Source organism: Rhizobium sp. GN54, from assembly GCF_021026345.1.
GTDB lineage: Bacteria > Pseudomonadota > Alphaproteobacteria > Rhizobiales > Rhizobiaceae > Mycoplana.
In genome coordinates this window covers 1,224,920-1,249,456 of record NZ_JAJNCZ010000001.1, presented here as the reverse complement: position 1 = coordinate 1,249,456, position 24,537 = coordinate 1,224,920, and the positions used below count along the sequence as shown (strand labels likewise).

Below are 24,537 nucleotides of genomic sequence, written 5' to 3'. Positions count from 1 at the left end.
CTCAGGTCGGAATGTCCAGACCATCGCGACTGATAGCAGCACCAGCAACGTCGCTGTCAGTGTTCGGTTAGACATAGTCGGTCACCTTTTGGCGTCAGAACATTCCTGACGGCCATGGAGAAGGAAGCACGGGGATGCCCGACCGCGCCGCCCTCATTCTCCCAGGACTGTTCGTCTGCTTGAATGGATCGGGAACTCGCCTTGCTGACGACAGGACGGAGTTCTCTCAGATTGCTGGGCAGCCCTTGAATGGCATAGCGCGCAAATGGCGATTTGTAGGGAAGCTTGTTCACACTCGCCTTCCCGAAGTTGTACTCCAATTGCGCCGAAAGAGCGTCCGGAGACGTCTCCCCCGCCAGAAATAGCTTCATCAAGAGAAGCGCTGCCGCGTTGAATTGTCGTTGATCATCCCTCAGTAAACTGGCGTCATAGCCCGCGCTGTCCAAGATGGATTTGATCATCTTCATTTCTGCAGGGGAGATGACGGTAAAGCTGGGATCGGAAGACATGTCGTCCTCCTCTCATTGGGGCCAGGGTACTAGCCCTCAAGCGGTAGAGCCCGTGACATTGCTACCGACAATTTGAGGATGCGCTTAAACAGCACCTAACGCAAGCGAGCGTAGGTTTCATTCGGACTAGCAAACTAGGACCTTGCGGCTGGCTAAGTCCGTTCTTTTGGAGGGCGCAGCGTACAGGGCCGCCGTTGATACTGCTTGCGTAGCACCAAAAAAGCCACGCACCTGCTACAAAATTGCTACGCCTACATTCGCGATATTGTTTTATTTGAGTTATTTCGAACTTTCAGCCCAGTCGATCATCGGCGCCGTGGCGAAGAGCTTCGTCCCCGTCTTGAGTGCCTCGTGGTACATGGTCGGTCCTGTGTGTCGTTGCTAATGCGGCGGCCGCCGTGCACGATTGCGCACCGGATTCCGCCCCGCCCAAAAAGATGGTTTCCCGGCGCTCATAGCGCAAGGCGGGCGAAAAAACCACCCTTGTCGCCTGCCGCCTGTCCCCGCGCTGCCGGGCGATGCTAGACTGCGCCGACAGAATCGATGAGAGACCGCCATGCCGCTCTATGCGCTCGGGGACCGCGTTCCCGCCCTTCCCGCCGACGACCGCTACTGGATCGCCCCGGATGCCCAGGTGATCGGCCGCGTCGAGATCGGCGAGGATGTCGGCATCTGGTTCGGCGCGGTGCTTCGCGGCGACAACGAGCCGATCACGATCGGCACCGGCAGCAATATCCAGGAAAACACCGTCATCCACACCGATCCCGGCAAGCCGGTGACGATCGGCAAAGGCTGCACGATCGGCCACGGCGCCATCATCCACGGTTGCACGATCGGCGACAATTCGCTGGTCGGCATGGGGGCCACGGTGCTGAACGGCGCGGTGATCGGCCGGAACTGCCTCATCGGCGCCAATGCGCTGGTGACGGAGGGCAAGGTGTTTCCCGACAACTCGCTGATCGTCGGTGCGCCGGCCCGGGTCGCGCGCACGCTGGACGAAGCAGCGATCGCGGGGCTGACGGTGTCTGCCGAAAGCTATGTGCGCAACTGGAAGCGCTTCAAGGCGGACCTGCGCCGGATCGATTGAGCGATGAGGCCGGATTGGGGCATGCGGTCGACGCCGTCCTCAGGCGCAGCCGGCGCAGTGGCCGCGGATCTCGATCGTGGTCTTGCCGGGGCGGAAGTTGCGGTCGCTGGCGAAGGCGGCAAGCCGCTCCTCGATCATGTGATCGTGGAACTCGGTGACCTTGCCGCAGCTTTCGCAGATGGTGAACGCGGTCAGCCCGTGCGAGCAGCAGTCCTGGTCGGGATGGGCGCAGGCCACGAAGGCGTTGATGCTCTCCAGCCGGTGCACGAGGCCGAGATCCTGCAGCTTGTCGAGCGCCCGATAGACCTGCAAGGGTGCGCGAAAACCGTCGCCACGCAGCTTGTCGAGGATGGTATAGGCGCTGAGCGGCGCTTCGGACGCCGACAGCGCGTCGAGCACCAACGCCTGGTTCCTGGTCAGTTGCTGCACCGTCATCGGCTGTCTCCTCCGGAATGGGCGTTTGCGATTGCGCCGTGGTCCCGCCGGCCGAACGGCAGCAGGCTTGCGAGAAAGATCGCGAGTGCGGCGACGACGATCGAGGGACCGGAGGGCGTATCGAATCTCAGCGAGCCGAACAGGCCGCCGGCGACGGCGACGGCGCCGAGCAGCGAGGCGATAACGGCCATGATCTCCGGGCTCGCGGAGAACCGTCGCGCAGTGGCAGCGGGGATGATCAGGAGCGAGGTGATCAAGAGGATGCCGACGATCTTCATGGCGATCGCGATCACCACCGCCATCAGCAGCATGAAGGCGAGCCGCGCGCGCTCCGGCTCCAGCCCTTCGGCTGCGGCCAGTTCCGGATTGACCGTGGAGGCGATCAGCGGGCGCCAGAGGTAGACGATCGCCAGCAGCACGAGGATGCCGCCGCCCCAGACAAGGCTGACGTCGGCCTCGGTGACGGCGAGGATGTCGCCGAACAGGAAGCCGACGAGATCGATCCGTACCCAGGTCATGAAGGAGACGATGACGAGCCCGGTGGCGAGCGTCGCATGCGAGAGAATACCGAGCAGCGCATCCGTCGACAGCGTCCCGCGCTTCTGCAGCAGAAGCAGCGCCAGCGAGACGACGGCGGCGACGGCGAAGACGCTGAGGGTCAGGTTCATGTGCAGCAGCAGCGACAGCGCCACGCCGAGCAGGGCCGAATGCGCCATGGTGTCGCCGAAATAGGCCATGCGCCGCCAGATGACGAAGCAGCCGAGCGGGCCGGTCGTCAATGCCAGGCCGATGCCGGCGAGGAGCGCACGGATGAAGAAATCGTCAAGCATCGCGCTTTTCCGCCGCGTTGTCCCCGCCCGCCGCGGCCGGGTTAGAATGATCCGATCCGCAGCCGCAATCCGGTCCGTGCGTGTGCACGATCCGCATCGGTCCGGCGCGGCCGACGGGCAGGCCGTCATCGTGATGGTGGCCGTCGTCGGGGTGGCAATGGTCGGTGACGGAACCGTCGGCATGCAGGACGCGGCCGTCGGCAAGATGGGTATGGTCGTGATGGTGGCTGTAGATCGCGAGCGTCTGGCCCGCCCTGGCGCCGAACAGGCGCAGATATTCGGGGCTGCGGCTGACGGCTTCCGGGGTGCCGCGGCAGCACACATGCCCGTTCAGGCAGATCACCGTGTCGGTCTCGGCCATGACCACGTGCAGGTCGTGGGATATCAGCAGGATACCGCAGCCGGTGGAATTGCGGATCGTCTTGATGAGGTCGTAGAGCGCGATCTCGCCGGCGAAATCCACCCCCTGGACCGGTTCGTCCAGCACGAGCAGGTCCGGCTTGCGTGCGATCGCACGCGCCAGAAGCGCCCGCTGGAACTCGCCGCCCGACAGGTGCTGCACTTCGGCGCGGGCGAGATGACGGATGCCGGTCGCCTCGAGTGCGGCGTCGATCTCGCGCCCGCGCAGCGGCGCGGTCAGCGTCATCAACCGGTCCACCGTCAAAGGCATGGTCCAGTCGATCGAGAGCTTCTGCGGCACGTAGCCGACCTTCAGCCCGGCAACGCGGCGCACCTCGCCCTCGTCCGGGCGGGTCACGCCGATCGCCATCTTCGCCGTGGTGGACTTGCCCGACCCGTTGGGGCCGATCAGCGTGACGATCTCGCCGCGGGAGATGGAAAAGTCGACGCCGCGCACGAGCCAGCGACCCTTCCTGTACAGTCCGGCGGCCGAAAGCGACACGAGCGTCGACCGGTCGGGAGCATTCGTCTGCAGCATGTGAACTGTCCGAAACCTCGATTGCCTCTTGCTATGGCACACGTTATAGCATAACGCAACTTATGTAATAACATTACATTTGCTTTCAATGCGGAGTTCTCCACGATGAAGTTTGCCCCCCTCCTCCTGTCCACGACGCTTCTGGCCGCCGCCTCGGGCCCGGCCCTGGCCGACGCGCCGAACGTCGTCGTCTCGATCAAGCCGATCCATTCGCTCGTCGCCGCCATCATGCATGGCGTGGGCGAGCCCGGATTGATCGTCGACGGTGCGGCTTCGCCGCACACCTATGCGCTCAAGCCCTCCAATGCCGCGGCCCTGCAGGACGCCGACCTGATCTTCTGGGTCGGGCATGGCCTGGAGGCCTTCCTCGAAAAGCCGCTCGAGGCGCTCGGAACCGGAGCGACGATCGTCGAACTGGAGGATGCGCCAGGCCTGGAGAAACTGAAATTCCGCGAAGGCGGCGCCTTCGAGGCACATGATCATGAGGCAGAGGGGCACGCCCATGAAGCCGAAGGCCACGACCATCAGGCGGAATCCCACGAGACGGACAATCACGAGGCGGAAGGCGGCGGACACAATCACGAAGCGGCAGCCAGTCACGACCACGCCGGCGAGGACGGCCATGCAGCGGAAAGCGGGGAAGCGCACGCGCACGACCATGCCCATGAAGGCGGATACGACACGCATCTCTGGCTCGACCCGATGAACGCAAAGGCGATGGCGACGGCGATCGAGGCCGCCCTGGCCAAGGCGGATCCGGACAATGCCGCGACCTACAAGGCCAACCTCGCCGCCCTTGACGCCAATATCGACGCGCTCGACACCGAGATCGCCGCCACCCTCGCCCCGGTCAAGGACAAGCCGTTCGTGGTCTTCCACGACGCCTACCAGTATTTCGAACACCGCTACGGCGTGCGGGTGGTCGGCTCGATCACGGTGAGCCCGGAGACCATGCCGGGCGCCGAACGCGTATCCGAGATCCGCGGCAAGGTGACCGGGCTCGGTGCGGCCTGCGTCTTCGCCGAGCCGCAGTTCGAACCGAAGATCGTCAACGTCGTGCTGGAGGGAACCGCCGCCAAGGCCGGCACGCTGGACCCGGAGGCAGGCACGCTTGCCGCGGGCCCGGCGCTCTATTTCGACATGATGCGCGGGCTCGCCACCTCGATGAAGGATTGCCTGTCCGGGGCCAACTGACCAACGCCCGGACACAACCGTCAACGCAACGAAAAGGGCCGCCCTTGCGGGGCGGCCCATTCAATTTCGCATCGACCGGCCGAAGATTACTCGGCGCTGTCGTCTGCAGCCTTCTTCTTGGCCGGAGCCTTCTTCTTCGGAGCAGCGGCCTCTTCGCCTTCGGCAGCGTCTGCCTTGGCGGCGGCCTTCTTCTTCGGAGCGGCCTTCTTGCCTTCGGACTTGCCGTCCTCGGCTTCGTCGTCAGCCAAAAGCTCTTCCTTGGAGACGGTCTTGTCGGTGACGGCGACCTCGGTCAGCAGGTGATCGACGACCTTCTCCTCGAAGAGCGGCGCGCGCAGCGAAGCCGAAGCGCCGGGCGTCTTGCGGAAGTAGTCGAGGATTTCCTTCTCCTGGCCCGGGAACTGGCGGAGCTGCTCGAACAGCGAACGCTGCATTTCCTCGTCGGAGACCTCGACGCCGGCCTTCTCGCCGATTTCGGAGAGGACGAGGCCGAGGCGGACACGGCGCTCGGCGAGCTTGCGGTACTCCTCGCGGGCTTCTTCCTCGGTGGTGTCCTCGTCGGCAAAGGTCTTGCCGGCCTGCTGCAGGTCGGTGTTGACCTGGCGCCAGATGTTTTCGAACTCGGCGTCGACCAGGCGCTGCGGCGTGTCGAACTTGTACATCTCGTCCAGCTGGTCGAGGATCTGGCGCTTGACCTTCTGGCGGGTGACCGAACCGTACTGGCTCTCGATCTGGCCGCGGACGACTTCGCGCAAGCGGTCGGCGGATTCCAGGCCGAGCTTGCTTGCGAGCTCGTCGTCGATCTTGACGTCGGCCGGGGCTGCGACGTCCTTGACCTTGATGTCGAAAGTGGCTTCCTTGCCGGCGAGGTGGGCGGCCGGGTAGTCGGCCGGGAAGGTCACGGTGATGACCTTCTCGTCACCGGCCTTGACGCCGACGAGCTGGTCCTCGAAGCCGGGGATGAAGCGGTTGGAGCCGATGACGAGTTCGGCGTCCTCGTCCTTGCCGCCGTCGAAGGCTTCGCCGTCGACCTTGCCGAGGTAGTCCATGGTGACGCGGTCGCCGGTGGCGGCCTTGCCCTTCTTGGTCTCGTAGGAACGCGCGCTCTCGGCGATCTTGAGGATCTGCTCCTCGACTTCCTTGTCGTCGATGTCGACGACTTCGCGGGTGATCTTGATGCCGGAGACATCCTTCAGCGCGATGGCCGGGATGACTTCATAGGACAGCGTGAACTCGAAATCGGCCTGCGCTGCGAGGATCTTCTCAGCCTCGGCCTGGTCCTCGGTCATCGCCACTTCCGGCTGGGTCGCCGACTTCTCGCCGCGCTCGGAGAGAATCGTCGTCGGGCGCTCGCGGATGATCTCGTTGACGAGATCGGCCATGATCGACTTGCCGTAGACCTTCTTGAGATGGGCGACCGGCACCTTGCCCGGACGGAACCCGTTGATGCGAACGCGGTCCTTGGCCTCGGCCAGGCGCTCGTTCATCTGAGCTTCCATGTCCTTTGCGGGGATGACGACCTTAAGTTCGCGCTTCAGCCCTTCAGCGAGCGTTTCGATTACCTGCATGTTCAAACCTTCATTTCGATCTGGCGGTGCCCCGGCCGGAAACCGGCTCTCTTGGCGGGCACCCCTCCGGGTCCATTTGCCGGGAGTGGCTTTACTGTCATCGGTGGCCTTTTGGCAAGCAAAATGGCGCTATGGCACCTGTTCCGTCCCATCGAATGCGCTCCGACGGACTTCCAGGCCCCCATTCCATATCCGCGTCCGCATTGCGCAGTCAGACGGCAGCAGCACATCATCACCAGCGCGCCGGTCGGCATCCGAGCCTGAGGGAACGGACCCTCGCGCCCTGCGGCATCAAACTTTCAGACTGCGCCGTTCGTGAAGGAACACGAATTCGGCGATCATATAGTGTCACAATCGGCACGCCTTGTCACAAGCACGGCACGCTTTCATGACTGGTGCGGGTGGAGGGACTTGAACCCCCACGCCTTGCGGCGCTTGGACCTAAACCAAGTGCGTCTGCCAATTCCGCCACACCCGCATCGGGGGCGCTACTTACGCGACCATATGGCGTTGTGCAAGGCTCCGGACGCCTTCCTCCGCGCAATCGCTATATCGCACCATTGGCTGCTCCGGATCGCCCCCAGCCACCTTGAAATGCGGTTGGGAGCAAGGGGAGCCGCGCCGTACGAATATGTATTACCTCAACTGCGCCACGGCGGACGACCCCGTCAGTGCGGCGACGGCATCGTACTTGGCCTCCAATTCTGGGTGTTCGGCAATGAAAAGCTGCTCCGCCTCCGTCAACTCGGTGCGCTTACTCGCCTTGAACTTTTCGGATTCGTTAGCCTTCTGGCCGGGATCGATCGAGGCGGCCCAGCCTGCAGCATCCGGCAGGTCAAGAAACGCGCCCAGATCGGACAAAAGCTCCGGGCCACGGGACTTCAGGTGCTCCACCGGGAAGATAAACGCGTTCCCGTAGTCGCTCATGATGTCCTCGATGGCAGCCAGGGATGCGAGATATGTCGCCGACGTGACCTCGATCGTGCGCCCCGGCCAGCGCGTCGTGCAGGAAAGGTGGTAAGGCCCGAAACGCCGGATGCAAAGGACGAAGGCAGGGCTGCCGTAAATCCCCTCCAGTTCCCGCCAACGGGTAACCGCGCCCGGAAGCTTGAAGCCTGTGAATCCGAGTTTCCGTTCCTCGGGGCTTGCAGAGGTCTGCTCGCGCTTCTGCAGCGCCGCGACGATGTCATTGAAAACGCCGACCCGGGTCTTCGTCCAACCCTTTTGCCAATGCCTTTGACTGGGTCTGGCATACATCTTGTCGCAGGTACGCATGAACTTCAGAGCGTTGTCGAGGAGCATCGGCGGCACCTCGCCCTGGATCGAAACATCCGGATGCCTGTTCAGCGCGTCCGCCACAAAACGCGTTCCAGTCCGGGGCGGACCGCCGATCACAATGGATTTTCTCTGCATTATCAACTTTCAGTTTTATAGGGAGAACACTATTACCCATAACGGTCGCAGACAGACAAGAGCACAACCCTGACAAAGACATCGCTTGCGGGAACTTCCACGAACGAAAATGCGCGCCTCTCGCGTGAAAACCGAACCGCCAGGACGTGCGGTAAGCCATCTGCAGGGAGGCCGATTCCTGTCCTGTCAATAGTTCGGGACGGCAATCGCAAGCTGCAGCACGAGGGCGCAAATCTGGGTGAGAAAATGCATTTGTCCGACAATAATCCGGTTCGGAAGGCGACTTCGTGGTCGAAATGGCATTTCGACAGGCCCAAATGCGCAAAGAAGACGATGTGACACGTCGAGGACGGCCAACTGGACGGGCATGCAGGCGGCGCATATCATCCATGCCTATATTGCACTGCACAAAATCGATTTGTCCGACTATATTGCAGTCATCGGATCGGGAATGATCCGGAACAGAGAGATCAGGGCGCAGACATCTTCTGCTGACCGGCTCTTGAAAAAGTGGAAGCGACCTACCACCTGAATTCCGGTTCAGAAAAGGTCCGGCAGCCGAGAGGCAGCCGACAGAATTCGGGCCGGCGCACTCCTCCTCCCAGCGCCTGTCCGATACGATTGGCAACATCTCCTCCTCCCAGTTGCCAATCATCCCAAATGACGCCCGCCGGATCTCCTCCCCCGGCGGGCGTTATTGCGTTTGGGGATCGGCTCCTTGTATCAGCCTCCGCAATGTAGCGAGAAATCAACGCCTTGGCGGGCGTCTTTTGCGTAAATATTATGCATTTGCACTCACGATCGGCCCGCCGTTTGGGCAAGCCATCCGGTTCTTGCATGCGTGATATTCGGCATGGGCGCTTCACCGCGACCGGGCCCGGCGCTATAACTCAACCATCAATCGGGCGCGGCACTCCTCCTCCCAGCCAGCCCCGATGCGATTGGCGACACTCCTCCTCCCAAGTTGCCAATCAGGATCGACGCCCGCCGGATCTCCTCCCCCGGCGGGCGTTGTATTTTCCCGATCGTCCGACATGCGTGTGAGCCGACCGGAGCCCGAATCGGGTGCTCAATTCCTAGCCAGTCTTTTCATGGGTTTTTTACTTGACATGCACATATCGCATGACTGCCATTCGGCTTTATCTCTGTAATGCAGGCCTCCGGCGTCGTATATACGGGTCATCAGATGAACGCCGGCGCTGATTGGAAATGCCGGCCCCACCACGAAGGGTAACGGACATGAACATCTCCCGCTCGTTCAACACTTGGCGCAAGTATCGTCAGACCATCACCGAACTCGGCCGCATGAGCGACCGCGAACTGAACGACCTCGGCATCGGCCGCTCGGACATCCGTCGCGTCGCCCGCGAAGCCGTCCGGTAATACGCCGACCCCGTCAGGTCCGGCCAAACGCCTTCCGGAGAGATCCGGGGGGCGTTTCTTTTTGTGGCAATGGCTAATGCGCATGGGTCGGATGCGATCGCCCCATACGGTCCCCAAAAGGCGGTGCGCAGCCGGTACGCAGCGGCAACCGGCGGACTGCCGGAAGCGCTGTTTTTCAGGCACTGCGCAGGAATGCACAGTATTTGTCCAGCTAATTGCACAATTGCATAGCAGCTGCATTTTCTTTGCACTGCATCATGACCGGGAGAAGGAGTAAAAGGGTCTCAACAAACGAGGACGACGCCGTCCCGTCCAACGCTTCCAGGAGACCTGCCATGAACCCGATCCGCCTTGCCAAGAACTGGCTCAGCTACCGCCGCACCCTCAACGAGCTCGGCAACCTGTCTACCCACACGCTTTCCGATATCGGCCTGACCCGCCACGACATCCGCGGCATCGCTGCCCGTTCCTTCCGCTAAGCGGACCCCGCGCCGGTTACGGCGTGACGTCGACTGACGACCGCGACAGACGCTTCAAACGGCACCATTCGGTGCCGTTTTCGATTCCGGCGATTGGAAGCGCCGGCCCTGCATGATATGCACCCGCCCATGACCAACCAGACCTCCCCCTCTCCCATCCATATCGTCGGCGGCGGACTTGCCGGCAGCGAGGCTGCCTGGCAGATCGCCGAGCGCGGCATCCCGGTGGTGCTGCACGAAATGCGCGGCGTGCGCGGTACGGATGCGCACAAGACCGACGGCCTTGCCGAACTGGTCTGCTCGAACTCCTTCCGTTCAGACGACGCCACCAGCAACGCCGTCGGCGTGCTCCATGCCGAGATGCGGCTCGCAGGCTCGCTGATCATGCGTGCCGCCGACGCCAACCAGGTTCCGGCCGGCGGGGCGCTGGCGGTGGACCGCGAGGGCTTTTCTGCCGCGGTGACCGCCGCGATCCAAGGCCACCCGCTGATCACCGTGGCTCGCGAGGAGATCACGGGCCTGCCGCCCGAGGACTGGGACCAGGCGATCATCGCCACCGGCCCGCTGACCGCGCCGGATCTCGCAGCCGCGATCCAGCAGCGCACCGGCGCCGACGCGCTCGCCTTCTTCGACGCGATCGCGCCGATCGTGCACACCCATTCGATCGACATGGACATCTGCTGGCATCAGTCCCGCTACGACAAGGTCGGACCGGGCGGCACGGGCAAGGACTACATCAACTGCCCGATGGACGAGGCGCAATACAATGCCTTCATCGACGCGCTCATTGCCGCCGATACCACGGGCTTCAAGGAATGGGAGGGCACGCCCTATTTCGACGGCTGCCTGCCGATCGAGGTGATGGCGGAGCGCGGGCGCGAGACCCTGCGCCACGGCCCGATGAAGCCGATGGGGCTGACCGACGCGCACAACCCGACCGTCAAGCCCTATGCCGTCGTGCAGTTGCGCCAGGACAATGCGCTCGGCTCGCTCTACAACATGGTCGGTTTCCAGACGAAGCTGAAATACGGGGCACAGGGAGAGATCTTCCGGATGATCCCGGGGCTGCAGAATGCGGAATTCGCGCGGCTCGGCGGACTGCACCGCAACACCTACCTGCAATCGCCGGCCCTGCTCGATCCGTCGCTGACGCTGAAGGGCCGCCCGGGCCTGCGCTTCGCCGGGCAGATCACCGGCTGCGAAGGCTATGTCGAGAGCGCCAGCATCGGCCTTCTCGCCGGCCGGTTCGCCGCTGCCGAACGGCGCGGGGAAAAACCGGCGCTGCCGCCCGCCACGACCGCCTTCGGCGCCCTGCTGAACCACATCACCGGCGGACACATCCTGTCCGACGACGAGCCGGGCAAGCGCTCCTTCCAGCCGATGAACATCAATTTCGGCCTGTTTCCCGACCTCGCACCGGGTTCGATCGTCAGGCCTGAAGGCGCCAAGCGCTTCCGGGGCAAGGACAAGGCGCTGGCCAAGAAGCAGGCAGTGTCGGCGCGCGCGCTGGAAGACTGCCGCCAGTGGCTGGCATCGGCGCCTTGAGGGATCAGCCGTCGCGCTGAAGCGTGCGCGGCGCCTCCTCGATGCCGGCCGTGGGCAGCAGGCTGCCGAGCAGCCAGAGCGAGACCTCGGCCGCCTCGCCGCTGGTGGCGAACTCGAAGCTGCCGTTCTCGTGCGGATTATCGTGGAACTCGATGGCGAGCCCCTTGCCGCTCGGGCTGTTGTGCACGAGCACGCCGCCCGGCTCGATCAGCAGGCAGGTGTAACGCGATCCGCGGGCGCGCATGCAGCCGACCTTGCCGTCATGCAGCCGCAGGAAGATCGCATCGCCACCGGCGGTGGTGACGACCTCCCGGATCGCCTCGTTCGGAAAGACCCGGCCGAACTCGACGATGGCAAGGCCGGTGTCGTCCGCCCCGTTCCTGCGATCGCTGCGGCGCTTCGTCCGCAAATAGACATAGACGGCCAGGACGAGGCAGGCGATCACGACAGTCCAAATCATTGCAGGTCCTCCCGCGGGTCATCGAATGCGCCCTGTCTAGCCCGCGTAGCTTGCGCCAGTTTTACGCCATGCCCGGCAGCGCCTTCGGCCGACCGCTTTTCTTCGGGATCGCCTCAGAAGCGGCCGGTACGCAGGGTCTTCCACATCCACCATTGCCGCCGCCATTGCGCCGGCAGCAGTGCGTGCTCCAGCGCATCGGCGCCTGCCCGTTCGGCGCGGTCGAAGACATGGCGCGCCAGCGCCACGGGCAGGAAGGCGGCACGGTTTGCCGGGGCGATGCCGCCGGCTGCTTCCGCCTTCTTCAGGTGCTCGCGGCCGAGCCCGGCGAAAGCCTCAACAGCGCGGGCGGCCCGCTCGCGGTCGTGGCCTGCGATCAGCGCTTCCGCATCCAGGCCGGTGGCGGCCAGGAGGTCGCCGGGGATATAGACCTGGCCGCGGCGCCGGTGGACCGGCAGCAGCAGCAGCATGCCCGCGATCGCCTGCGCAACGCCGGCATGGCCGGCTGCGGTCGCCGATTGCGCGGCCCCTGGCGGATCGAGGACGAGGCTTGCAAGCTGGATCAGCGCCGAGGCGGTCTCGCCGGCATAGCCCTCCAGCGCCGCCCGGTCCGGCATCGGATCGTCATAGAGGTCGAAAATGCGCGCCTCGATCATGTCCGTCAGGACGGCGACCGGCAGCCTGTGCTCGGCGACGCAGCGCAGCAGGCCGGATGCGAGCGGATTGGCGCTCGCCTCGCCTGCCGCCGCATTGCCCTCCAGCGCATCGCGCCACCATTGCAGCCGGATCTCGCCAGGAAGCGGCTCGTGCACCACGTCGCGCACGCGGGCGATCTCCGCATTGAAGGCGTAGAGGGCGGCCAGCGCGCCCCGCTTTTCGGCGGGCGCCAGCAGGCAGGCGAGATAGCGGTCGCGATCGGTTTCGCGCAGCGCCGCCAGGCAATGGGCATAGGGATCGGCAGCGGGAGCCTCGGGGGCGCGCCCTGCTGCCGGGGCTTCTTTCGGGTGCATCGGATCTTCCGGACTGGCACTAGCTGAATTGGGCATTGGCTGACGGCTGCGGATCAGACCGCGATCAGGGCCGCCGCGACGGCGCGCGATTCGGCCAGCATGACGTTGAAGGTGCGCACTGCGGCACCCGTGGACATCGGATCGGAGCGGACCTGGCGCTCGCGCAGGGCGGCGCGCACTTGCGGCGAAAGCGGCCGGATCTCGGCGCCCGTTCCGACCAGCAGCACCTCGATCTGTTCCGCTTCCGCCAGCACGCGGGCAAGGTCCTCCGCCGACAGATCGCTCGCGTCGGTCTTGTCCCAGCCGTAGATGCCGGAGGGCAGGCAGAGGATCGATCCGCGATGCGACATATCGGCAAAGCGGAAGCCGCCATTGCCATAGGCGTCGATCGGGGCCCTGCCCGGAAAATGCGCCTGTCGTATCTCTATGCCCTTGGCCATGTTCATGCCTTCGCAGCCGGGCTGCCGCCGCCCTTGAGACGATAGCGGTCCGGCCTCAGGCGGAACAGGATGAGGACCGGACCGGCAATATAGATAGAAGAGAACGTGCCCACGGCAATGCCGAATAACATCGTGACAGCAAAGGCGCGGACGCTCTCGCCGCCGAAGACCGTCAGCGCCAGCAGCGCGATCAGTGTGGTCGCCGCCGTCAGCACGGTACGCGACAGCGCCTGGCTGATCGAGGCGTCAATCAGAAGCGGCAGTGGCATCTGGCGGAACTGCCGCAGGTTCTCGCGGATGCGGTCGTAGACGACGATCGTATCGTTCAGGGAATATCCGACGATCGTGAGCAGGGCCGCGATGCTGCCGATGTCGAACTCCATGCGGGTGACGGCGAAGAGCCCGATGGTCAGGAGAAAGTCATGGGCGGTGGCGATCACCGCGCCGATCGCGAACTGCCACTCGAAGCGGATCCAGATGTAGCCGATCAGGGCCGCGAGCGCGAACGCCATGCCAAGCGTCGCAGCCGAGATCAGGTCGCCGGAGACCGAGGGACCGACGACCTCGACGCGGCCGATGTCGAAGTCCGATTCGAGTTCGCCGCGCGCGACCAGTGCCGAGGTCTGCTCGGCGTTCTCGCCGCCGCCCTGCGGCGGAATGCGGACCGTGGCGGTGGCGGGATCGCGGCCCGAACGGACGGTGACGTCGCCGAGGTTGGCTTCCTCGAGGCGCGCGGCGATCGCTGCAGGATCGGCCACGCCCTGCCGGCTCTGGATCTGCAACTGCGCGCCGCCGGTAAAATCGATGCCGAGGTTGAGGCCGTTCAGCACCACCAGGAGGGCCACGGCGAGCGAAACCACCGCCGTCCCGGCAAAGGTATAGTTGCGGATCGCCATGAAGGGCAGGTGCAGGCTGGCGAACAGGCCGGTGCGGACGCTGCGCGGCAGGTGGGTGATCCGTCTCAGGCGCACCCAGCGCCAGGCGAGCCAGCGGGTCAGCGTGAAGGCTACGGAGAGCGTGGTGAGGATGCCGATCCCGACGGTGACGGCAAAACCGCGCATCGGCATCGACCCCAGGAAATAGAGGACGAGCACGGCGATCATCGTGGTGACGCCCGCATCGACGACTGTCGAAAACGCGCGCGTGAACCCCGCAGCCAGCGCCTCGGGAAGCGGCTTGCCGCCGGCGGCCTCCTCGCGCATGCGCTCGTAGACCAGGACGTTCGAATCGACCGCCATGCCGATGATCAGCACCAGGCCGGCGATGCCCGGCAGGGTGACGGCGGTTCCGGTGAGGGCGAGCACCGCGACCACCAGCATCAGGTTGAACAGAAGGGCGATGATCGCGATGACGCCGAAGGCGCCGTACCAGAAGATCATGAACAGGGCGACGGCGATGCCGGCCGCCACGACCGCGGTCAGCGCGGCACGGGCCGAGGCGTTGCCGAGCGCGGGCTCGATCGAGCGCTCCTCGACCACGGTCAGCGATGCCGGCAGGGCGCCGCTGCGGAGAACGACGGCCAGGTTCTCGGCGCCGGCCGCATCGAAATCGCCGGAAATCTCGCCGCGACCGTCCACCAGCGGACCGGCGACGATGAAGGCCGCCAGCACCTGATCGTCGAGCAGGAGCGCCAGCGTGCGGCCGACATTGGTCGCCGTCGCCTCGGCAAGACGCCGGGTCGCGTCGGGGCCGAGCTGGTAGACGACGGTCGCGTTGCCGCCATCGCCGCCGGACAGCACTTCGGCAGAGACGACGTCGCGCGAGGTGAAGATGCTGGAGCGGCGGACCAGATAGCCGACCGGCGGCTCGCCCAGCGTATAGACGACCTGCGTGCCCGGCGGCGGGCCCTGTTCGAGCGCCTGCTGGAGGGAGACGCCGGTTTCGACAAGGCTCGCCGAGAACTGGCCGCGCTGGTCGAGGACGTCCTTCAGCCGCTGGGGATCGTCATATCCCGGCACCTGCAGGGCGATGCGGCCGGGGCCGGCCTGTTCGACGACCGCGTTCACCCCGCCGGCGCCGGCGACGCGCTGGCGGACGACCTCGACCGCGGCGGCGGTCGCTTCGATCTCGGCTGCGGCGAGCGATTCGGCGGTGATATCGAGACGGATCTCACTCCCCGCCTCCGGCGCGCCCGAGCGCGTTCCGGCGATCGCGGCAAGGGCTGCGCGCGCATCCTCGACGCGGGCGCCGTCGGTGACGCGCACGACCACGTTCCGTCCGGTCCCGGACAGGCCGGCATAGGGGATCTGGGCACTGCGGAGCGTCTGCCCGACCTCGTTGACGACGGCCAGCAACCGGTCGTCTTCCACGTCGTCGCGCTCGATCTTGACCACGAGCCCGGCGCCGCCGCTGAGATCCAGGCCGGACGTCAGCCGCAGCGAGGAGAGCCAGCCCGGCAGGGCCGACCTCTGCGTATCCGTCAGAACGGTGGGCAACAGAACAAGAAGGCCCGCCACGACGGCGAGCCAGGCAAGCAGGGTTTTCCAGCGGGCGGGTTGCAGCATAGCCATCTCGAAATGCCCGGCACGCTGCCGGCAGACCATCCAGGCGCCATCCGGCGGAAGCCCCAGGGGCCGCCGGATGGCAGGACCATACTATTCCTTGACCGGCTCGCCCTTGACGCGGACCTCGGAGACGCCGCTGCGAACGACGCGGACCTTGATGCCCTCGGCGATCTCGACTTCGAGTTCCTTGTCGTCGATCACCTTCGTCACCTTGCCGACGACACCACCGCCGGTCACGACCTGGTCGCCGCGGCGGATGTTCTTCAAAAGCTCCTCACGGCGCTTCATGGCGGCGCGCTGGGGGCGGATGATGAGGAAATACATCACCACGAAAATCAAAAGGAACGGCAGGACGGACATCAGAAGATCCGCACCACCCGCGGAAGCAGCCGGCGCCGTCTGGGCGAAAGCCTCGGTAATCAACATTCAAAAACTCCTCGAAACTGGAAGCCGGGGGATGCATTTCCACCCGCGACAGTGGGCGCGACTATAGGCAAGACCGGCCTGAATGCAACATTCGAGCCCGGATTCTGCCGGAAATTCAGGGTTTTCTCTCTTTTCGGCCGGACCTCGCCATGCTACCGCCCATAGGGTCAGACAACGGGATGGAGCAGGCACGTGCAGGATGAACAGATTCGGTCGCTGTTGAAGGAAATCACCGGGCTCAGGGCCGCAATCGAGCGGCTGGCCGGACCGGCGCCGGCCGAGAACGACTGGAGTGCCGCCGACTGCTTCGTGTGGGTTCCGGCGCGGCACTATCTCCAGCCGGTGGCGCGGCCCAACCGCGTCGACATCGACCTCATCGTCGGCGTGGACCACGTCCGCGACATCCTGCTGGACAACACGCTGCGCTTCGCCAAGGGGCTGCCGGCCAACAACGTCCTGCTCTGGGGCGCCCGCGGCATGGGGAAATCCTCGCTGGTGAAGGCCGTGCATGCCAGCGCGGCGGCGACCACCGAAACGGCGCTGAAGATCGTCGAGGTGCACCGCGAAGACATCGCGACCCTTCCGGCGCTGATGGAGATCCTCAAGGAAGCGCCCGCCTCCGTCATCGTCTTCTGCGACGACCTCTCCTTCGACCACGACGACACCTCCTACAAGTCGCTGAAGGCGGCGCTCGACGGCGGCGTCGAGGGCCGGCCGGACAACGTGATCCTCTACGCCACGTCGAACCGGCGGCACCTGCTTCCCCGTGACATGATGGAGAACGAACAGTCCACCGCCATCAATCCCTCCGAGGCGGTCGAGGAGAAGGTCTCGCTTTCCGACCGGTTCGGCCTATGGCTGGGTTTCTACAAGTGCAGCCAGGTCGATTATCTGGCGATGGTCGACAGCTATGCCGACCATTTCGGCCTCGAAGGCGACCGCGACGCGATCCATGCCGACGCCCTCGAATGGGCGACGACCCGCGGCTCCCGCTCCGGCCGCGTCGCCTGGCAGTTTATCCAGGACCTCGCCGGCCGCACAGGCAAGACGCTCGGCCGATAGGGATGGCGCGGGCCACGGTGAAACGCCGGGTATCCTTCGTCCCGATTGCCCTGAACGCAGGAAAGCCGCCCCGTTGCCGGCGCGGCTTTTCCTGGCATCAAATATTATTTCCGCCCGGCTATTCGAGATAGGTCATCGGGTTGACGGCGGAGGCGTTCTTGCGGACTTCGAAGTGCAGCTTCGGACGGGTGGCGTTGCCGCTCATGCCCGACGATGCGAGCGTCTGGCCGCGCTGCACCTTCTGGCCGCGCTGGACGTTGAGGCTGGAGGCGTGGCCATAGACGGTCACGGTGCCGTCGTCGTGGCGAACCAGAACGGCGTTTCCGAGTTCCTTCAGGCTGCTGCCGGAGTAGATGACGACGCCGTTTTCGGCAGCCTTGACCGGGGTGCCTTCGGGAACGGAGATATCGATGCCGTCGTTGCGGCTGCCTTCGACATTCGAACCGTAGCCGGCGATCACCGCGCCGCGGACCGGCCAGCGATACTTGCCGATGCCGGTCGATTCGGGGGCTGCCTCGGTGATGTCCGTCTTGGTCTCGATCTCGCTCAGCGTCTGCTTCTTCTCGACCGGCGCATAGGCCTCGGCCTTTTCCGTCACAGGTGCGGCGGTCTTCTTGGGATCGGGGAGCGAAGCGGTCATCGTGCCGTCGGTGGCGGGCCTGGAGGCGGCGGGGATGTGCAATTTCTGGCCGACCCGGATCGAGGCTCCGTTCAGGCCGTTCGCCTGCTTCAGCGCATCGACCGAAACGCCGTTCCTGGCGGCGATCTTGGCGAGCGAATCGCCCGGCTGAACCTCGTAGCCGCCCTCCGGCTTGCCGTCGCCGCCGGCTGCGACCTTGCCCTTGCCGGCCTCGCCGGCCGTCTTGTCGCGGTTCTTGGCGGAATTCGGGAGAATGGCGACTTCGGCGCCGGTGTCCTGCGTGTTGCCGGGCCGCTTGCCGTTCGGGTCCAGAGCCGTGTCGATCGACGCCTTTGCGGCGCTGCGGGCGGTCCCGAAGACGGGAATGGTGATCTTCTGGCCCGGTTCGGCGGCGGCGGCGGTCTTCAGGCCGTTGGCCTTGAGGATCTCCTTCTCCGGCACGCCGTAGCGGGTCGATAGCGTCTTGATGCTCTCGCCCGACCGCAGCATCACGACCGGCGCATTGGCGGTCGACCAGCCATCCGTGCGCTTCGGCGCGGGGGCCGCGGCACGGGCCGGAGACTCGAAAGCATCCGAAAGCGTCGGCGCCGCATTGGCGGGAATCGGCTGGGCCATGGCGACTAGCCCGGCGGACGCGGGGGCCGCAGAGGGCTCCGACAGCGTGTTGCGCTGGACCGACATCGGCGTGCTGGCGCGGCGAACGCCCGAGCCGTCCGCGGTCTCCATGGGCATCGGCGCATTGGACACCGTACCCTGGGAGGCATAGCCCTGATTGGCGGCAACAGCGCCGCTGGCGCCATTGACATCGCCGCGCGGCACATAGCCGACATTTCCCCCGCTGCGCGGGATGGAGCCTGTCGTCATGTCGTCGGAAGAGGAGAACAACCCACCGAAGCGGGTGGCGTCGGAACTGCAGCCGGTTGCCACACCGGCCAGCAACACCGCCACGAGGACCCGTGGTACGGTTCTAGCAAAACGCGGCGATACACTCTTACGCATGTCAAACTACCCAATCGAAACACAACCAACTGCCGTGCAATGATTAAAGCGCGTTAGAGTTACCGCCCGGTTAAGACCGCTCCCGCCGATGCTCATTCTTGAGATGTTGATAACCATGCGATGCCCGCCCGGCTGCAGAAACGGGAGCGATGCAAGGCAGGATTGCGGGCCGACGAGTTCCAAGGCGCATCGCGATCCTTCGGATTCGCTACCGCGCCTTGGCTAGCTGCCTTGAAGCATGTCCTGATCCCGAAACCGGTGCCCACTTTCGGGCGACATGCTCTAGAAACTGGCGAGGTACATCGAGGTGGCGCGGGAGGCGCCGATCGCGTGGAAGGCTTCCGCGCCCCGGAGGCCTGCCGTCGCGGCGGCCATCTGCGGCACGTCGCGGTGCACGGTGTCGACGCTCGCGAGAATCGTGTCGATCACCGCCGGGGCCTCGCCGGCCGTGTCGTCGTCCATCGCCTTTTCGGCATAGGCCAGCGAGCGAAGGGCGGAGACGGCGATCTGCCGGCTTCCGGCGTAGCGCGGACTCGACTGGTCCTGCGGCTGGAGCCTGTCGTAATATTCGATATAGGCGCGGTAGTAGCTCTTCATGTCGCCTTCCTCGCGGAAGTGGCGGAAGGCCTTGTACTCGCGCTCCTCGAGCGCCTGCGATACCACGTTGTTGCGCTCGTCCTCCGACAGGGCGGGAAGGCTCTGGGTGTCCCGCGAGGCGCTGAGGATGAGCAGGGCCTCGACGGACAGCGACACCCGATCGGACGGATCATGATTGCCTGCCGTGAAGGCGCTCGGGCGCGTTGCCTCGACCGCGTCCTCGCTGGTCCGCCCGGCGGCGCGGGCTGCGAGATTTGTGAGGCTGTCCTGTGTCGCCGTCCCGGCGATCCTGTTCGAGATTTGCATGCCCATCTCCCTCGGCGGCGAGATTGCCCAAAGATCCGTGCGTCGACGTGGGTTTCGTCTCGACTATGGGAATATGGCGCGAAGCTTGCGCGAGGCTGACCGTGGTTAACGATTTGTTAACCTTTTGGGCTGGCGCCGCGCAGATTGCCGATGCGGCCGGCGCCCGTCCCGCCGAATTGCGGCCCGCTGGAGCGGACGAATGGCAAACGACGGGCGCGAAGGGACAGCGCACCGGCGGCTTCGCCGGTGCGGGGACGTGATTCTCCTGGTCTTCAGGGTTTCAGAGCGCCTGCGCCAGATGTGGCACGATCGGCAGGTAGGGAACCTCGAAGAGGTCTTCCCGGTCGAAGCGGCTGCCGGTCTTGACCAGCTTCAGCATGCGGCATTCGGTGTCGCTCACCATCACCGGAGCCAGGAGCATGCCGCCGGAGACGAGCTGTTCGGCGAAGAGCCGCGGCATGGCGGGAAAGGCGGCGGTGACGAGGATGCGGTCGAAGGTCCCCTCGCCCGGCATGCCGTTGCTGCCGTCGGCCTGGCGGACGACGACGTTGCGGATGCCGGCCTTCTCGATGCCCTGCTGCGCGCCGGTGACGAGCGTGCGATAGCGGTCGACGGTGAGAACGCGTTCGGTCAGCCGGCCCATGACGGCGGCGGTGAAGCCGCTGCCGGTGCCGATCTCCAGCACCCGCTGGCCGGACTTGAGGTTCAGCAGATGCAGGAGCCGCACGGCCAGGTCCACCCCTTCGACGAAGGAGCCGCAATCGATCGGCAGGAGGCGGCTAGAATAGGCGTCGCCGGCAAATTGCGGCGGCACGAACAGGGTGCGCGGCGTCTGCTCCACGGCCGTCAGCAGGTCGATGTCCTTGATGCCCTGGCCGCGCAACCGGAGCGCCAGTGCGGCGAAACCTTCCTTCTCAACCACCCGTGCCGTGTTCAATCGTCACCTCTTTCAGCCAGCCAGCGCGCGCTGGACGCGGTCCAGAACCGTATAGTCCGTCAGGTCGAGCTTCAGCGGCGTGACGGAGATCGCATTCTCCCGGAGCGCATGGATGTCGGTGCCGGCGCGGAAATCGCCGTGCCGGTCGCCGAAGCGCAGCCAGAAATAGGGAAAGCCGCGCCCGTCCTTGCGCTCCTCGATGGTGATACCGAAATCGAGCTTGCCCTGCGAGGTGACCTCGATGCCGCTGACCGCATCGGCCGGGCAGTTGGGGAAATTCAGGTTGAAGAAGGTGCCGTCCGGCAGTTCGACCTCCATCAGGCGGCGGATCAGGTCCGGCGCGTGGCGCTCCACCACCGCCCACGGCACGGTGTGGCCGTCGGTGTAGCGGAACGCCTGGCTGATGGCGATGGAGCGGATGCCCTGCAGCGTGCCCTCGATGGCGCCGGCGATCGTTCCGGAATAGGTGACGTCGTCGGCCATGTTGGCCCCGGCATTGACGCCCGAGAGCACGAGATCGGCGGGACCCGGCAGGATCTCGCGCACGGCCATGATGACGCAGTCGGTCGGGGTGCCGCGGAGCGCGAAGCGCTTGTCGCCGACCTTGCGCAGCCGCAGCGGCTCGGACAGCGTCAGCGAATGCGCAAGCCCGCTCTGGTCCGTCTCCGGCGCCACGATCCAGACATCGTCCGATAGGGTGCGGGCAATCCGTTCCAGGACCGCAAGCCCCTCGGCATGGACGCCGTCGTCATTGGTCAAAAGGATGCGCATGGGCGCGGTCTTCCCTTCAGTTGGCTTTTTCGATCTTCTTCAGTCCGCCCATGTAGGGCAAGAGCGCGTCCGGGATCGTCACCGATCCGTCCTCGTTGAGGTAGTTTTCCAGGACGGCGATCAGCGCGCGGCCGACGGCGGTGCCGGATCCGTTCAGCGTGTGGACGAACTTCGGGTTCCGGTCGTCCTTGCCGCGGTAGCGCGCATTCATGCGCCGGCCCTGGAAGTCGCCGCAGACCGAGCACGACGAGATCTCGCGATAGGTATCCTGTCCCGGCAGCCAGACCTCGATGTCGTAGGTCTTGCGCGCGCCGAAACCCATGTCGCCGGTGCAGAGCGTGACGACGCGGTAGTGCAGGCCGAGGCGCTTCAGGATTTCTTCGGCGCAGGCGGTCATGCGCTCGTGCTCTTCGATCGAGCTTTCGGCGTCGGTGATCGAGACGAGTTCGCACTTCATGAACTGGTGCTGGCGCAGCATGCCGCGGGTGTCGCGGCCGGCCGAACCGGCCTCGGAACGGAAGCACGGCGTCAGCGCGGTGAAGCGCAGCGGCAGCTTCTCCTGCGCCAGGATTTCCTCGCGGACGAGGTTGGTCAGCGGCACTTCCGCGGTCGGGATCAGCCAGCGGCCGTCCGTCGTCCGGAACAGGTCCTCGGAAAACTTCGGCAACTGTCCGGTACCGTACATTGCATCGTCGCGCACCAGCAGCGGCGGCTGTACTTCGACGTAACCGTGTTCCTGCGTGTGGGTATCGAGCATGAACTGGCCGAGCGCGCGCTCCAGGCGGGCCAATTGCCCCTTCAGGATGGTGAAGCGGGCGCCGGCGATCTTCGCCGCGCCCTCGAAATCCATCCAGCCGAGCGCCTCGCCGATCTCGTAGTGCTCGAGCGGCTTGTGGTTCCAGCCGGGCTTGGCGCCCCACTTGTGCTTTTCGACGTTGTCGTTCTCGTCGCTGCCGACCGGAACGTCATCGAGGGGGATGTTGGGAATGCGCGAGAGCGCGTCGGTGAGCTCGGCGGTGACCCGGCGCTCCTCCTCCTCGGCTGCGGGAAGCTGCGTTTTGAGCTCGGCGACTTCCGCCTTCAGCTTATCGGCGAGCGCCATGTCCTTCTGCGCCATCGCCGCGCCGATCTCCTTGGAGGCGGCGTTGCGGCGCGACTGCATGTCCTGCGCGGTCTGGATGAGCGTGCGGCGGGTCTCGTCGAGCGCGATCAGGCTCGCCGACAGCGGCTCGGCGCCTCGCTTGGCGAGGGCGGCATCGAGTGCCTCGGCGTTGTCGCGGATCCATTTGATGTCAAGCATTGTCGCTCCAGGCGTCGCAGGGTTTCGCCCTCTCCGCCCGACAGCGTCCGCCGGAAACCGACAACCGCTTCAGGCCTTGTCGGCTTCCTGCGATGTCGGCGCCTGCGCCGTATCCTCCGTCTCGGAGTCCGCTTCCGCGGCGGCGCCCGCCCGCTGCCGTTCTATGAGTCGGGCCGTGTAGATGGCAATCTCGTAGAGAAGGATGGTCGGCAGTGCAAGACCGATCTGGGAGACCGGATCCGGCGGCGTCAGGATGGCCGCGGCGACGAAGGCGATCACGATCGCGTACTTGCGCTTTTCGACCAGGGTCTGCGCGGAAATGAAGCCGGCGCGCACCAGAAGCGAGGAGATCACCGGAAGCTGGAACACCAGGCCGAAGGCGAAGATCAGCGACATGATCAGCCCGAGATATTCGGACACCTTCGGCAGGAGCTGGATCGAGACCTCGCCTTCGCCGCCCCCCTGCTCCATCGACAGGAAGAACCACATCACCATCGGTGTGAAGAAGAAGTAGACGAGGGCCGCGCCGATCAGGAACAGGATCGGCGAGGCGATCAGGAACGGCAGGAACGCCGCCCGCTCGTTCTTGTAGAGGCCGGGTGCGACGAACTTGTATATCTGCTGGGCGATGATCGGGAAGGCGATCACCAGCGCGCCAAACATCGCCACCTTGATCTGGGTGAAGAAGAATTCCTGCGGCGCGGTGTAGATGAGCTCGACGTTGCGGTGCGACAGGCCGGCCCACTCGACCGACCACTTGAACGGCTGCACCAGGATGTTGAACAGGGCCTTGGCAAAGTAGAAGCAGATCAGGAAGGCGACGAAGAACGCGCCCACGGCCCACATCAGCCTCCGGCGCAGTTCGATCAGGTGTTCGATCAGCGGCTGGGGCTTGTCTTCGTACTCGCCGCTCATGCCTGATCCTTCTTGGGCTTGCGGGTGGTGGCCTTCTTCGCCGGTGCGGCCGCGGATGCAGCCACCGTCTTCGCCTTCGGCGCCGCCTTGGCAGGCGCCTCGGGCTTGGCCGCAGCCTTGCGCGGCGCCGCCTTCGGCTTCGTCGCCGGAGCCTTTGTCGTATCAGGGGCCTTGGCAGCGGCTGGAGCCTTGGTCGCCGCAGCCTTGGTGGTGGTCTTCCGGGGTGCCCTGGCCGCGGCGGTCTTTTCAGCCGGGGCTGCAGGCTTGGCCGGCTCGACCGGCGCTGCCGTCACCGGCTGCACGGGCGCCGCGGGAAGCGGACTTGCCGCGGCAACCGGGGCCGCCGCAGCCGCAGCAGAGACGACGGGCGCCGGCGGGACGGCGGCAGCCGTCGCAGCTTCGCCCGACGCCGCGGACGTGCTGTCGGCGGCGGCGGTCGTGGAGGTGGAGGATGCCTTCTGCGTCGAGGTGACCTTCGACAAGTCGGCCTTGATCTCGTCGCCCATCTGCCGCAGCGGATTGACCGCATCGCGGATGGTGTTCATCGGGTTGAGCTTCTGCGCATCGCCGATGGTCTTGCGGACGTCGTCGAGATCCGCCTCGCGCAGCGCCTCGTCGAACTGCTGGCGGAACTCGCCCGCCATCGAGCGCATCCGGGTGACGACACGGCCGAACGTTCTCAGCATCTGCGGCAGGTCCTTCGGACCCACCACCAGAATCAGAATGATGGCGATGACAAGAATTTCGCTCCAGCCGACTTCAAGCATTAGGCAATGTCCTTGAGGGATCGCGA

General features: G+C 65.3%; 25 protein-coding genes and 1 tRNA gene. 7 read left to right on the top strand and 19 right to left on the bottom strand.

The window, feature by feature from the left end; genetic code table 11:
- Positions 1 to 56: 56 nt before the first annotated feature.
- On the bottom strand, positions 57 to 509 hold the full coding sequence (locus LQK81_RS06065) for a hypothetical protein (protein WP_230804324.1): 453 nt from the start codon (positions 507 to 509) through the stop codon (positions 57 to 59).
- 556 nt (positions 510 to 1,065) lie between these two features.
- Here LQK81_RS06065 and LQK81_RS06060 point away from each other — a divergent pair.
- A complete protein-coding gene (locus LQK81_RS06060; protein WP_230804322.1) occupies positions 1,066 to 1,596 on the top strand; it encodes a gamma carbonic anhydrase family protein in 531 nt (176 codons plus the stop codon).
- Positions 1,597 to 1,635: 39 nt separating this feature from the next.
- On the opposite strand, the gene LQK81_RS06055 is transcribed toward LQK81_RS06060, so the two are convergent.
- Genes LQK81_RS06055 through LQK81_RS06045 form a run of 3 tightly spaced genes read right to left on the bottom strand, consistent with a single transcriptional unit; the run spans position 1,636 to position 3,798 of the window.
- Complete coding sequence (locus LQK81_RS06055; protein ID WP_230804320.1) at positions 1,636 to 2,031, bottom strand: Fur family transcriptional regulator; 396 nt, start codon at positions 2,029 to 2,031, stop codon at positions 1,636 to 1,638.
- The gene (locus LQK81_RS06050) at positions 2,028 to 2,861 is read right to left on the bottom strand and encodes a metal ABC transporter permease (protein ID WP_230804318.1); all 834 of its coding nucleotides are present in this window, start codon (positions 2,859 to 2,861) and stop codon (positions 2,028 to 2,030) included. The genes LQK81_RS06055 and LQK81_RS06050 overlap by 4 nt, the downstream gene beginning before the upstream one ends.
- Positions 2,854 to 3,798: a metal ABC transporter ATP-binding protein gene (locus LQK81_RS06045; RefSeq protein WP_330166533.1), complete on the bottom strand. Its 945-nt coding sequence runs from the start codon at positions 3,796 to 3,798 to the stop codon at positions 2,854 to 2,856. The genes LQK81_RS06050 and LQK81_RS06045 overlap by 8 nt, the downstream gene beginning before the upstream one ends.
- Before the next feature lie 105 nt (positions 3,799 to 3,903).
- Between LQK81_RS06045 and LQK81_RS06040 the strand changes: the two genes are divergently transcribed.
- Positions 3,904 to 4,992, top strand: coding sequence for a metal ABC transporter solute-binding protein, Zn/Mn family (locus LQK81_RS06040; RefSeq protein ID WP_230804316.1), 1,089 nt, complete (start codon positions 3,904 to 3,906; stop codon positions 4,990 to 4,992).
- A gap of 86 nt (positions 4,993 to 5,078) precedes the next feature.
- Here LQK81_RS06040 and tig read toward each other — a convergent pair whose 3' ends face one another.
- The 3 genes from tig to LQK81_RS06025 form a co-directional block, all read right to left on the bottom strand.
- The gene (gene tig / locus LQK81_RS06035; protein ID WP_230804314.1) at positions 5,079 to 6,560 is read right to left on the bottom strand and encodes a trigger factor; all 1,482 of its coding nucleotides are present in this window, start codon (positions 6,558 to 6,560) and stop codon (positions 5,079 to 5,081) included.
- A 393-nt stretch (positions 6,561 to 6,953) separates the two neighbouring features.
- A tRNA-Leu gene (locus tag LQK81_RS06030) sits at positions 6,954 to 7,038 on the bottom strand.
- Positions 7,039 to 7,196: 158 nt separating this feature from the next.
- Complete coding sequence (locus tag LQK81_RS06025) at positions 7,197 to 7,973, bottom strand: hypothetical protein (protein ID WP_230804312.1); 777 nt, start codon at positions 7,971 to 7,973, stop codon at positions 7,197 to 7,199.
- A gap of 1,239 nt (positions 7,974 to 9,212) precedes the next feature.
- On the opposite strand from LQK81_RS06025, the gene LQK81_RS06020 reads away from it, so the two are divergent.
- The 3 genes from LQK81_RS06020 (at position 9,213) to trmFO (ending at position 11,380) form a co-directional block, all read left to right on the top strand.
- Positions 9,213 to 9,356, top strand: coding sequence for a DUF1127 domain-containing protein (locus LQK81_RS06020; RefSeq protein ID WP_230804310.1), 144 nt, complete (start codon positions 9,213 to 9,215; stop codon positions 9,354 to 9,356).
- Between the two features lie 335 nt (positions 9,357 to 9,691).
- The gene (locus LQK81_RS06015) at positions 9,692 to 9,835 is read left to right on the top strand and encodes a DUF1127 domain-containing protein (RefSeq protein ID WP_230804308.1); all 144 of its coding nucleotides are present in this window, start codon (positions 9,692 to 9,694) and stop codon (positions 9,833 to 9,835) included.
- Between the two features lie 129 nt (positions 9,836 to 9,964).
- A complete protein-coding gene (trmFO, locus tag LQK81_RS06010) occupies positions 9,965 to 11,380 on the top strand; it encodes a methylenetetrahydrofolate--tRNA-(uracil(54)-C(5))-methyltransferase (FADH(2)-oxidizing) TrmFO (protein ID WP_230804306.1) in 1,416 nt (471 codons plus the stop codon).
- 4 nt (positions 11,381 to 11,384) lie between these two features.
- Here the strand turns inward: trmFO and LQK81_RS06005 are convergent, their stop codons facing one another.
- The 5 genes from LQK81_RS06005 to yajC all read right to left on the bottom strand — a co-directional run bounded on the left by LQK81_RS06005 (position 11,385) and on the right by yajC (position 16,217).
- Positions 11,385 to 11,840, bottom strand: a complete 456-nt coding sequence (locus LQK81_RS06005; protein WP_230804304.1) for a hypothetical protein — start codon at positions 11,838 to 11,840, stop codon at positions 11,385 to 11,387.
- A gap of 113 nt (positions 11,841 to 11,953) precedes the next feature.
- Positions 11,954 to 12,847 (bottom strand): phytoene/squalene synthase family protein, encoded by an 894-nt coding sequence (locus LQK81_RS06000; RefSeq protein ID WP_230804302.1) that lies wholly within the window; start codon positions 12,845 to 12,847, stop codon positions 11,954 to 11,956.
- A gap of 53 nt (positions 12,848 to 12,900) precedes the next feature.
- Positions 12,901 to 13,287, bottom strand: coding sequence for an Mth938-like domain-containing protein (locus tag LQK81_RS05995; RefSeq protein ID WP_230804300.1), 387 nt, complete (start codon positions 13,285 to 13,287; stop codon positions 12,901 to 12,903).
- A 2-nt stretch (positions 13,288 to 13,289) separates the two neighbouring features.
- Positions 13,290 to 15,791: a protein translocase subunit SecD gene (secD, locus tag LQK81_RS05990; RefSeq protein ID WP_230804298.1), complete on the bottom strand. Its 2,502-nt coding sequence runs from the start codon at positions 15,789 to 15,791 to the stop codon at positions 13,290 to 13,292.
- A 90-nt stretch (positions 15,792 to 15,881) separates the two neighbouring features.
- The gene (yajC, locus tag LQK81_RS05985; protein WP_230804296.1) at positions 15,882 to 16,217 is read right to left on the bottom strand and encodes a preprotein translocase subunit YajC; all 336 of its coding nucleotides are present in this window, start codon (positions 16,215 to 16,217) and stop codon (positions 15,882 to 15,884) included.
- 192 nt (positions 16,218 to 16,409) lie between these two features.
- Between yajC and LQK81_RS05980 the strand changes: the two genes are divergently transcribed.
- On the top strand, positions 16,410 to 17,279 hold the full coding sequence (locus LQK81_RS05980) for an ATP-binding protein (RefSeq protein WP_230804294.1): 870 nt from the start codon (positions 16,410 to 16,412) through the stop codon (positions 17,277 to 17,279).
- A gap of 118 nt (positions 17,280 to 17,397) precedes the next feature.
- Here LQK81_RS05980 and LQK81_RS05975 read toward each other — a convergent pair whose 3' ends face one another.
- Together LQK81_RS05975 and LQK81_RS05970 are read right to left on the bottom strand one after the other, a co-directional pair.
- Entirely contained in the window at positions 17,398 to 18,918 is a 1,521-nt protein-coding gene (locus LQK81_RS05975) for a peptidoglycan DD-metalloendopeptidase family protein (protein WP_230804292.1), read from the bottom strand.
- 282 nt (positions 18,919 to 19,200) lie between these two features.
- Complete coding sequence (locus tag LQK81_RS05970) at positions 19,201 to 19,821, bottom strand: biotin biosynthesis protein BioC (protein ID WP_230804290.1); 621 nt, start codon at positions 19,819 to 19,821, stop codon at positions 19,201 to 19,203.
- 23 nt (positions 19,822 to 19,844) lie between these two features.
- Between LQK81_RS05970 and LQK81_RS05965 the strand changes: the two genes are divergently transcribed.
- Positions 19,845 to 20,081, top strand: a complete 237-nt coding sequence (locus LQK81_RS05965) for a hypothetical protein (RefSeq protein WP_230804288.1) — start codon at positions 19,845 to 19,847, stop codon at positions 20,079 to 20,081.
- A 20-nt stretch (positions 20,082 to 20,101) separates the two neighbouring features.
- On the opposite strand, the gene LQK81_RS05960 is transcribed toward LQK81_RS05965, so the two are convergent.
- From LQK81_RS05960 to tatB, 5 genes are all read right to left on the bottom strand, one after another.
- A complete protein-coding gene (locus LQK81_RS05960) occupies positions 20,102 to 20,758 on the bottom strand; it encodes a protein-L-isoaspartate(D-aspartate) O-methyltransferase (protein ID WP_230804287.1) in 657 nt (218 codons plus the stop codon).
- A gap of 12 nt (positions 20,759 to 20,770) precedes the next feature.
- Complete coding sequence (gene surE / locus LQK81_RS05955; protein ID WP_230804286.1) at positions 20,771 to 21,529, bottom strand: 5'/3'-nucleotidase SurE; 759 nt, start codon at positions 21,527 to 21,529, stop codon at positions 20,771 to 20,773.
- A gap of 16 nt (positions 21,530 to 21,545) precedes the next feature.
- A complete protein-coding gene (gene serS / locus LQK81_RS05950) occupies positions 21,546 to 22,829 on the bottom strand; it encodes a serine--tRNA ligase (RefSeq protein WP_230804284.1) in 1,284 nt (427 codons plus the stop codon).
- 69 nt (positions 22,830 to 22,898) lie between these two features.
- A complete protein-coding gene (gene tatC / locus LQK81_RS05945) occupies positions 22,899 to 23,744 on the bottom strand; it encodes a twin-arginine translocase subunit TatC (protein WP_230804282.1) in 846 nt (281 codons plus the stop codon).
- Positions 23,741 to 24,511 (bottom strand): Sec-independent protein translocase protein TatB, encoded by a 771-nt coding sequence (gene tatB, locus LQK81_RS05940; RefSeq protein ID WP_230804280.1) that lies wholly within the window; start codon positions 24,509 to 24,511, stop codon positions 23,741 to 23,743. The genes tatC and tatB overlap by 4 nt, the downstream gene beginning before the upstream one ends.
- Between the last annotated feature and the right edge of the window lie 26 nt (positions 24,512 to 24,537).

Excerpts from the sequence above, each read along its gene's own strand:
- LQK81_RS06065 (WP_230804324.1), bottom strand. The coding sequence starts at position 509 with ATGTCTTCCGATCCCAGCTTTACCGTCATCTCCCCTGCAGAAATGAAG.
- LQK81_RS06060 (WP_230804322.1), top strand. The coding sequence starts at position 1,066 with ATGCCGCTCTATGCGCTCGGGGACCGCGTTCCCGCCCTTCCCGCCGAC.
- LQK81_RS06055 (WP_230804320.1), bottom strand. The coding sequence starts at position 2,031 with ATGACGGTGCAGCAACTGACCAGGAACCAGGCGTTGGTGCTCGACGCG.
- LQK81_RS06050 (WP_230804318.1), bottom strand. The coding sequence starts at position 2,861 with ATGCTTGACGATTTCTTCATCCGTGCGCTCCTCGCCGGCATCGGCCTG.
- LQK81_RS06045 (WP_330166533.1), bottom strand. The coding sequence starts at position 3,798 with ATGCTGCAGACGAATGCTCCCGACCGGTCGACGCTCGTGTCGCTTTCG.
- LQK81_RS06040 (WP_230804316.1), top strand. The coding sequence starts at position 3,904 with ATGAAGTTTGCCCCCCTCCTCCTGTCCACGACGCTTCTGGCCGCCGCC.
- tig (WP_230804314.1), bottom strand. The coding sequence starts at position 6,560 with ATGCAGGTAATCGAAACGCTCGCTGAAGGGCTGAAGCGCGAACTTAAG.
- LQK81_RS06025 (WP_230804312.1), bottom strand. The coding sequence starts at position 7,973 with ATGCAGAGAAAATCCATTGTGATCGGCGGTCCGCCCCGGACTGGAACG.
- LQK81_RS06020 (WP_230804310.1), top strand. The coding sequence starts at position 9,213 with ATGAACATCTCCCGCTCGTTCAACACTTGGCGCAAGTATCGTCAGACC.
- LQK81_RS06015 (WP_230804308.1), top strand. The coding sequence starts at position 9,692 with ATGAACCCGATCCGCCTTGCCAAGAACTGGCTCAGCTACCGCCGCACC.
- trmFO (WP_230804306.1), top strand. The coding sequence starts at position 9,965 with ATGACCAACCAGACCTCCCCCTCTCCCATCCATATCGTCGGCGGCGGA.
- LQK81_RS06005 (WP_230804304.1), bottom strand. The coding sequence starts at position 11,840 with ATGATTTGGACTGTCGTGATCGCCTGCCTCGTCCTGGCCGTCTATGTC.
- LQK81_RS06000 (WP_230804302.1), bottom strand. The coding sequence starts at position 12,847 with ATGCACCCGAAAGAAGCCCCGGCAGCAGGGCGCGCCCCCGAGGCTCCC.
- LQK81_RS05995 (WP_230804300.1), bottom strand. The coding sequence starts at position 13,287 with ATGGCCAAGGGCATAGAGATACGACAGGCGCATTTTCCGGGCAGGGCC.
- secD (WP_230804298.1), bottom strand. The coding sequence starts at position 15,791 with ATGCTGCAACCCGCCCGCTGGAAAACCCTGCTTGCCTGGCTCGCCGTC.
- yajC (WP_230804296.1), bottom strand. The coding sequence starts at position 16,217 with ATGTTGATTACCGAGGCTTTCGCCCAGACGGCGCCGGCTGCTTCCGCG.
- LQK81_RS05975 (WP_230804292.1), bottom strand. The coding sequence starts at position 18,918 with ATGCGTAAGAGTGTATCGCCGCGTTTTGCTAGAACCGTACCACGGGTC.
- LQK81_RS05970 (WP_230804290.1), bottom strand. The coding sequence starts at position 19,821 with ATGCAAATCTCGAACAGGATCGCCGGGACGGCGACACAGGACAGCCTC.
- surE (WP_230804286.1), bottom strand. The coding sequence starts at position 21,529 with ATGCGCATCCTTTTGACCAATGACGACGGCGTCCATGCCGAGGGGCTT.
- serS (WP_230804284.1), bottom strand. The coding sequence starts at position 22,829 with ATGCTTGACATCAAATGGATCCGCGACAACGCCGAGGCACTCGATGCC.
- tatC (WP_230804282.1), bottom strand. The coding sequence starts at position 23,744 with ATGAGCGGCGAGTACGAAGACAAGCCCCAGCCGCTGATCGAACACCTG.
- tatB (WP_230804280.1), bottom strand. The coding sequence starts at position 24,511 with ATGCTTGAAGTCGGCTGGAGCGAAATTCTTGTCATCGCCATCATTCTG.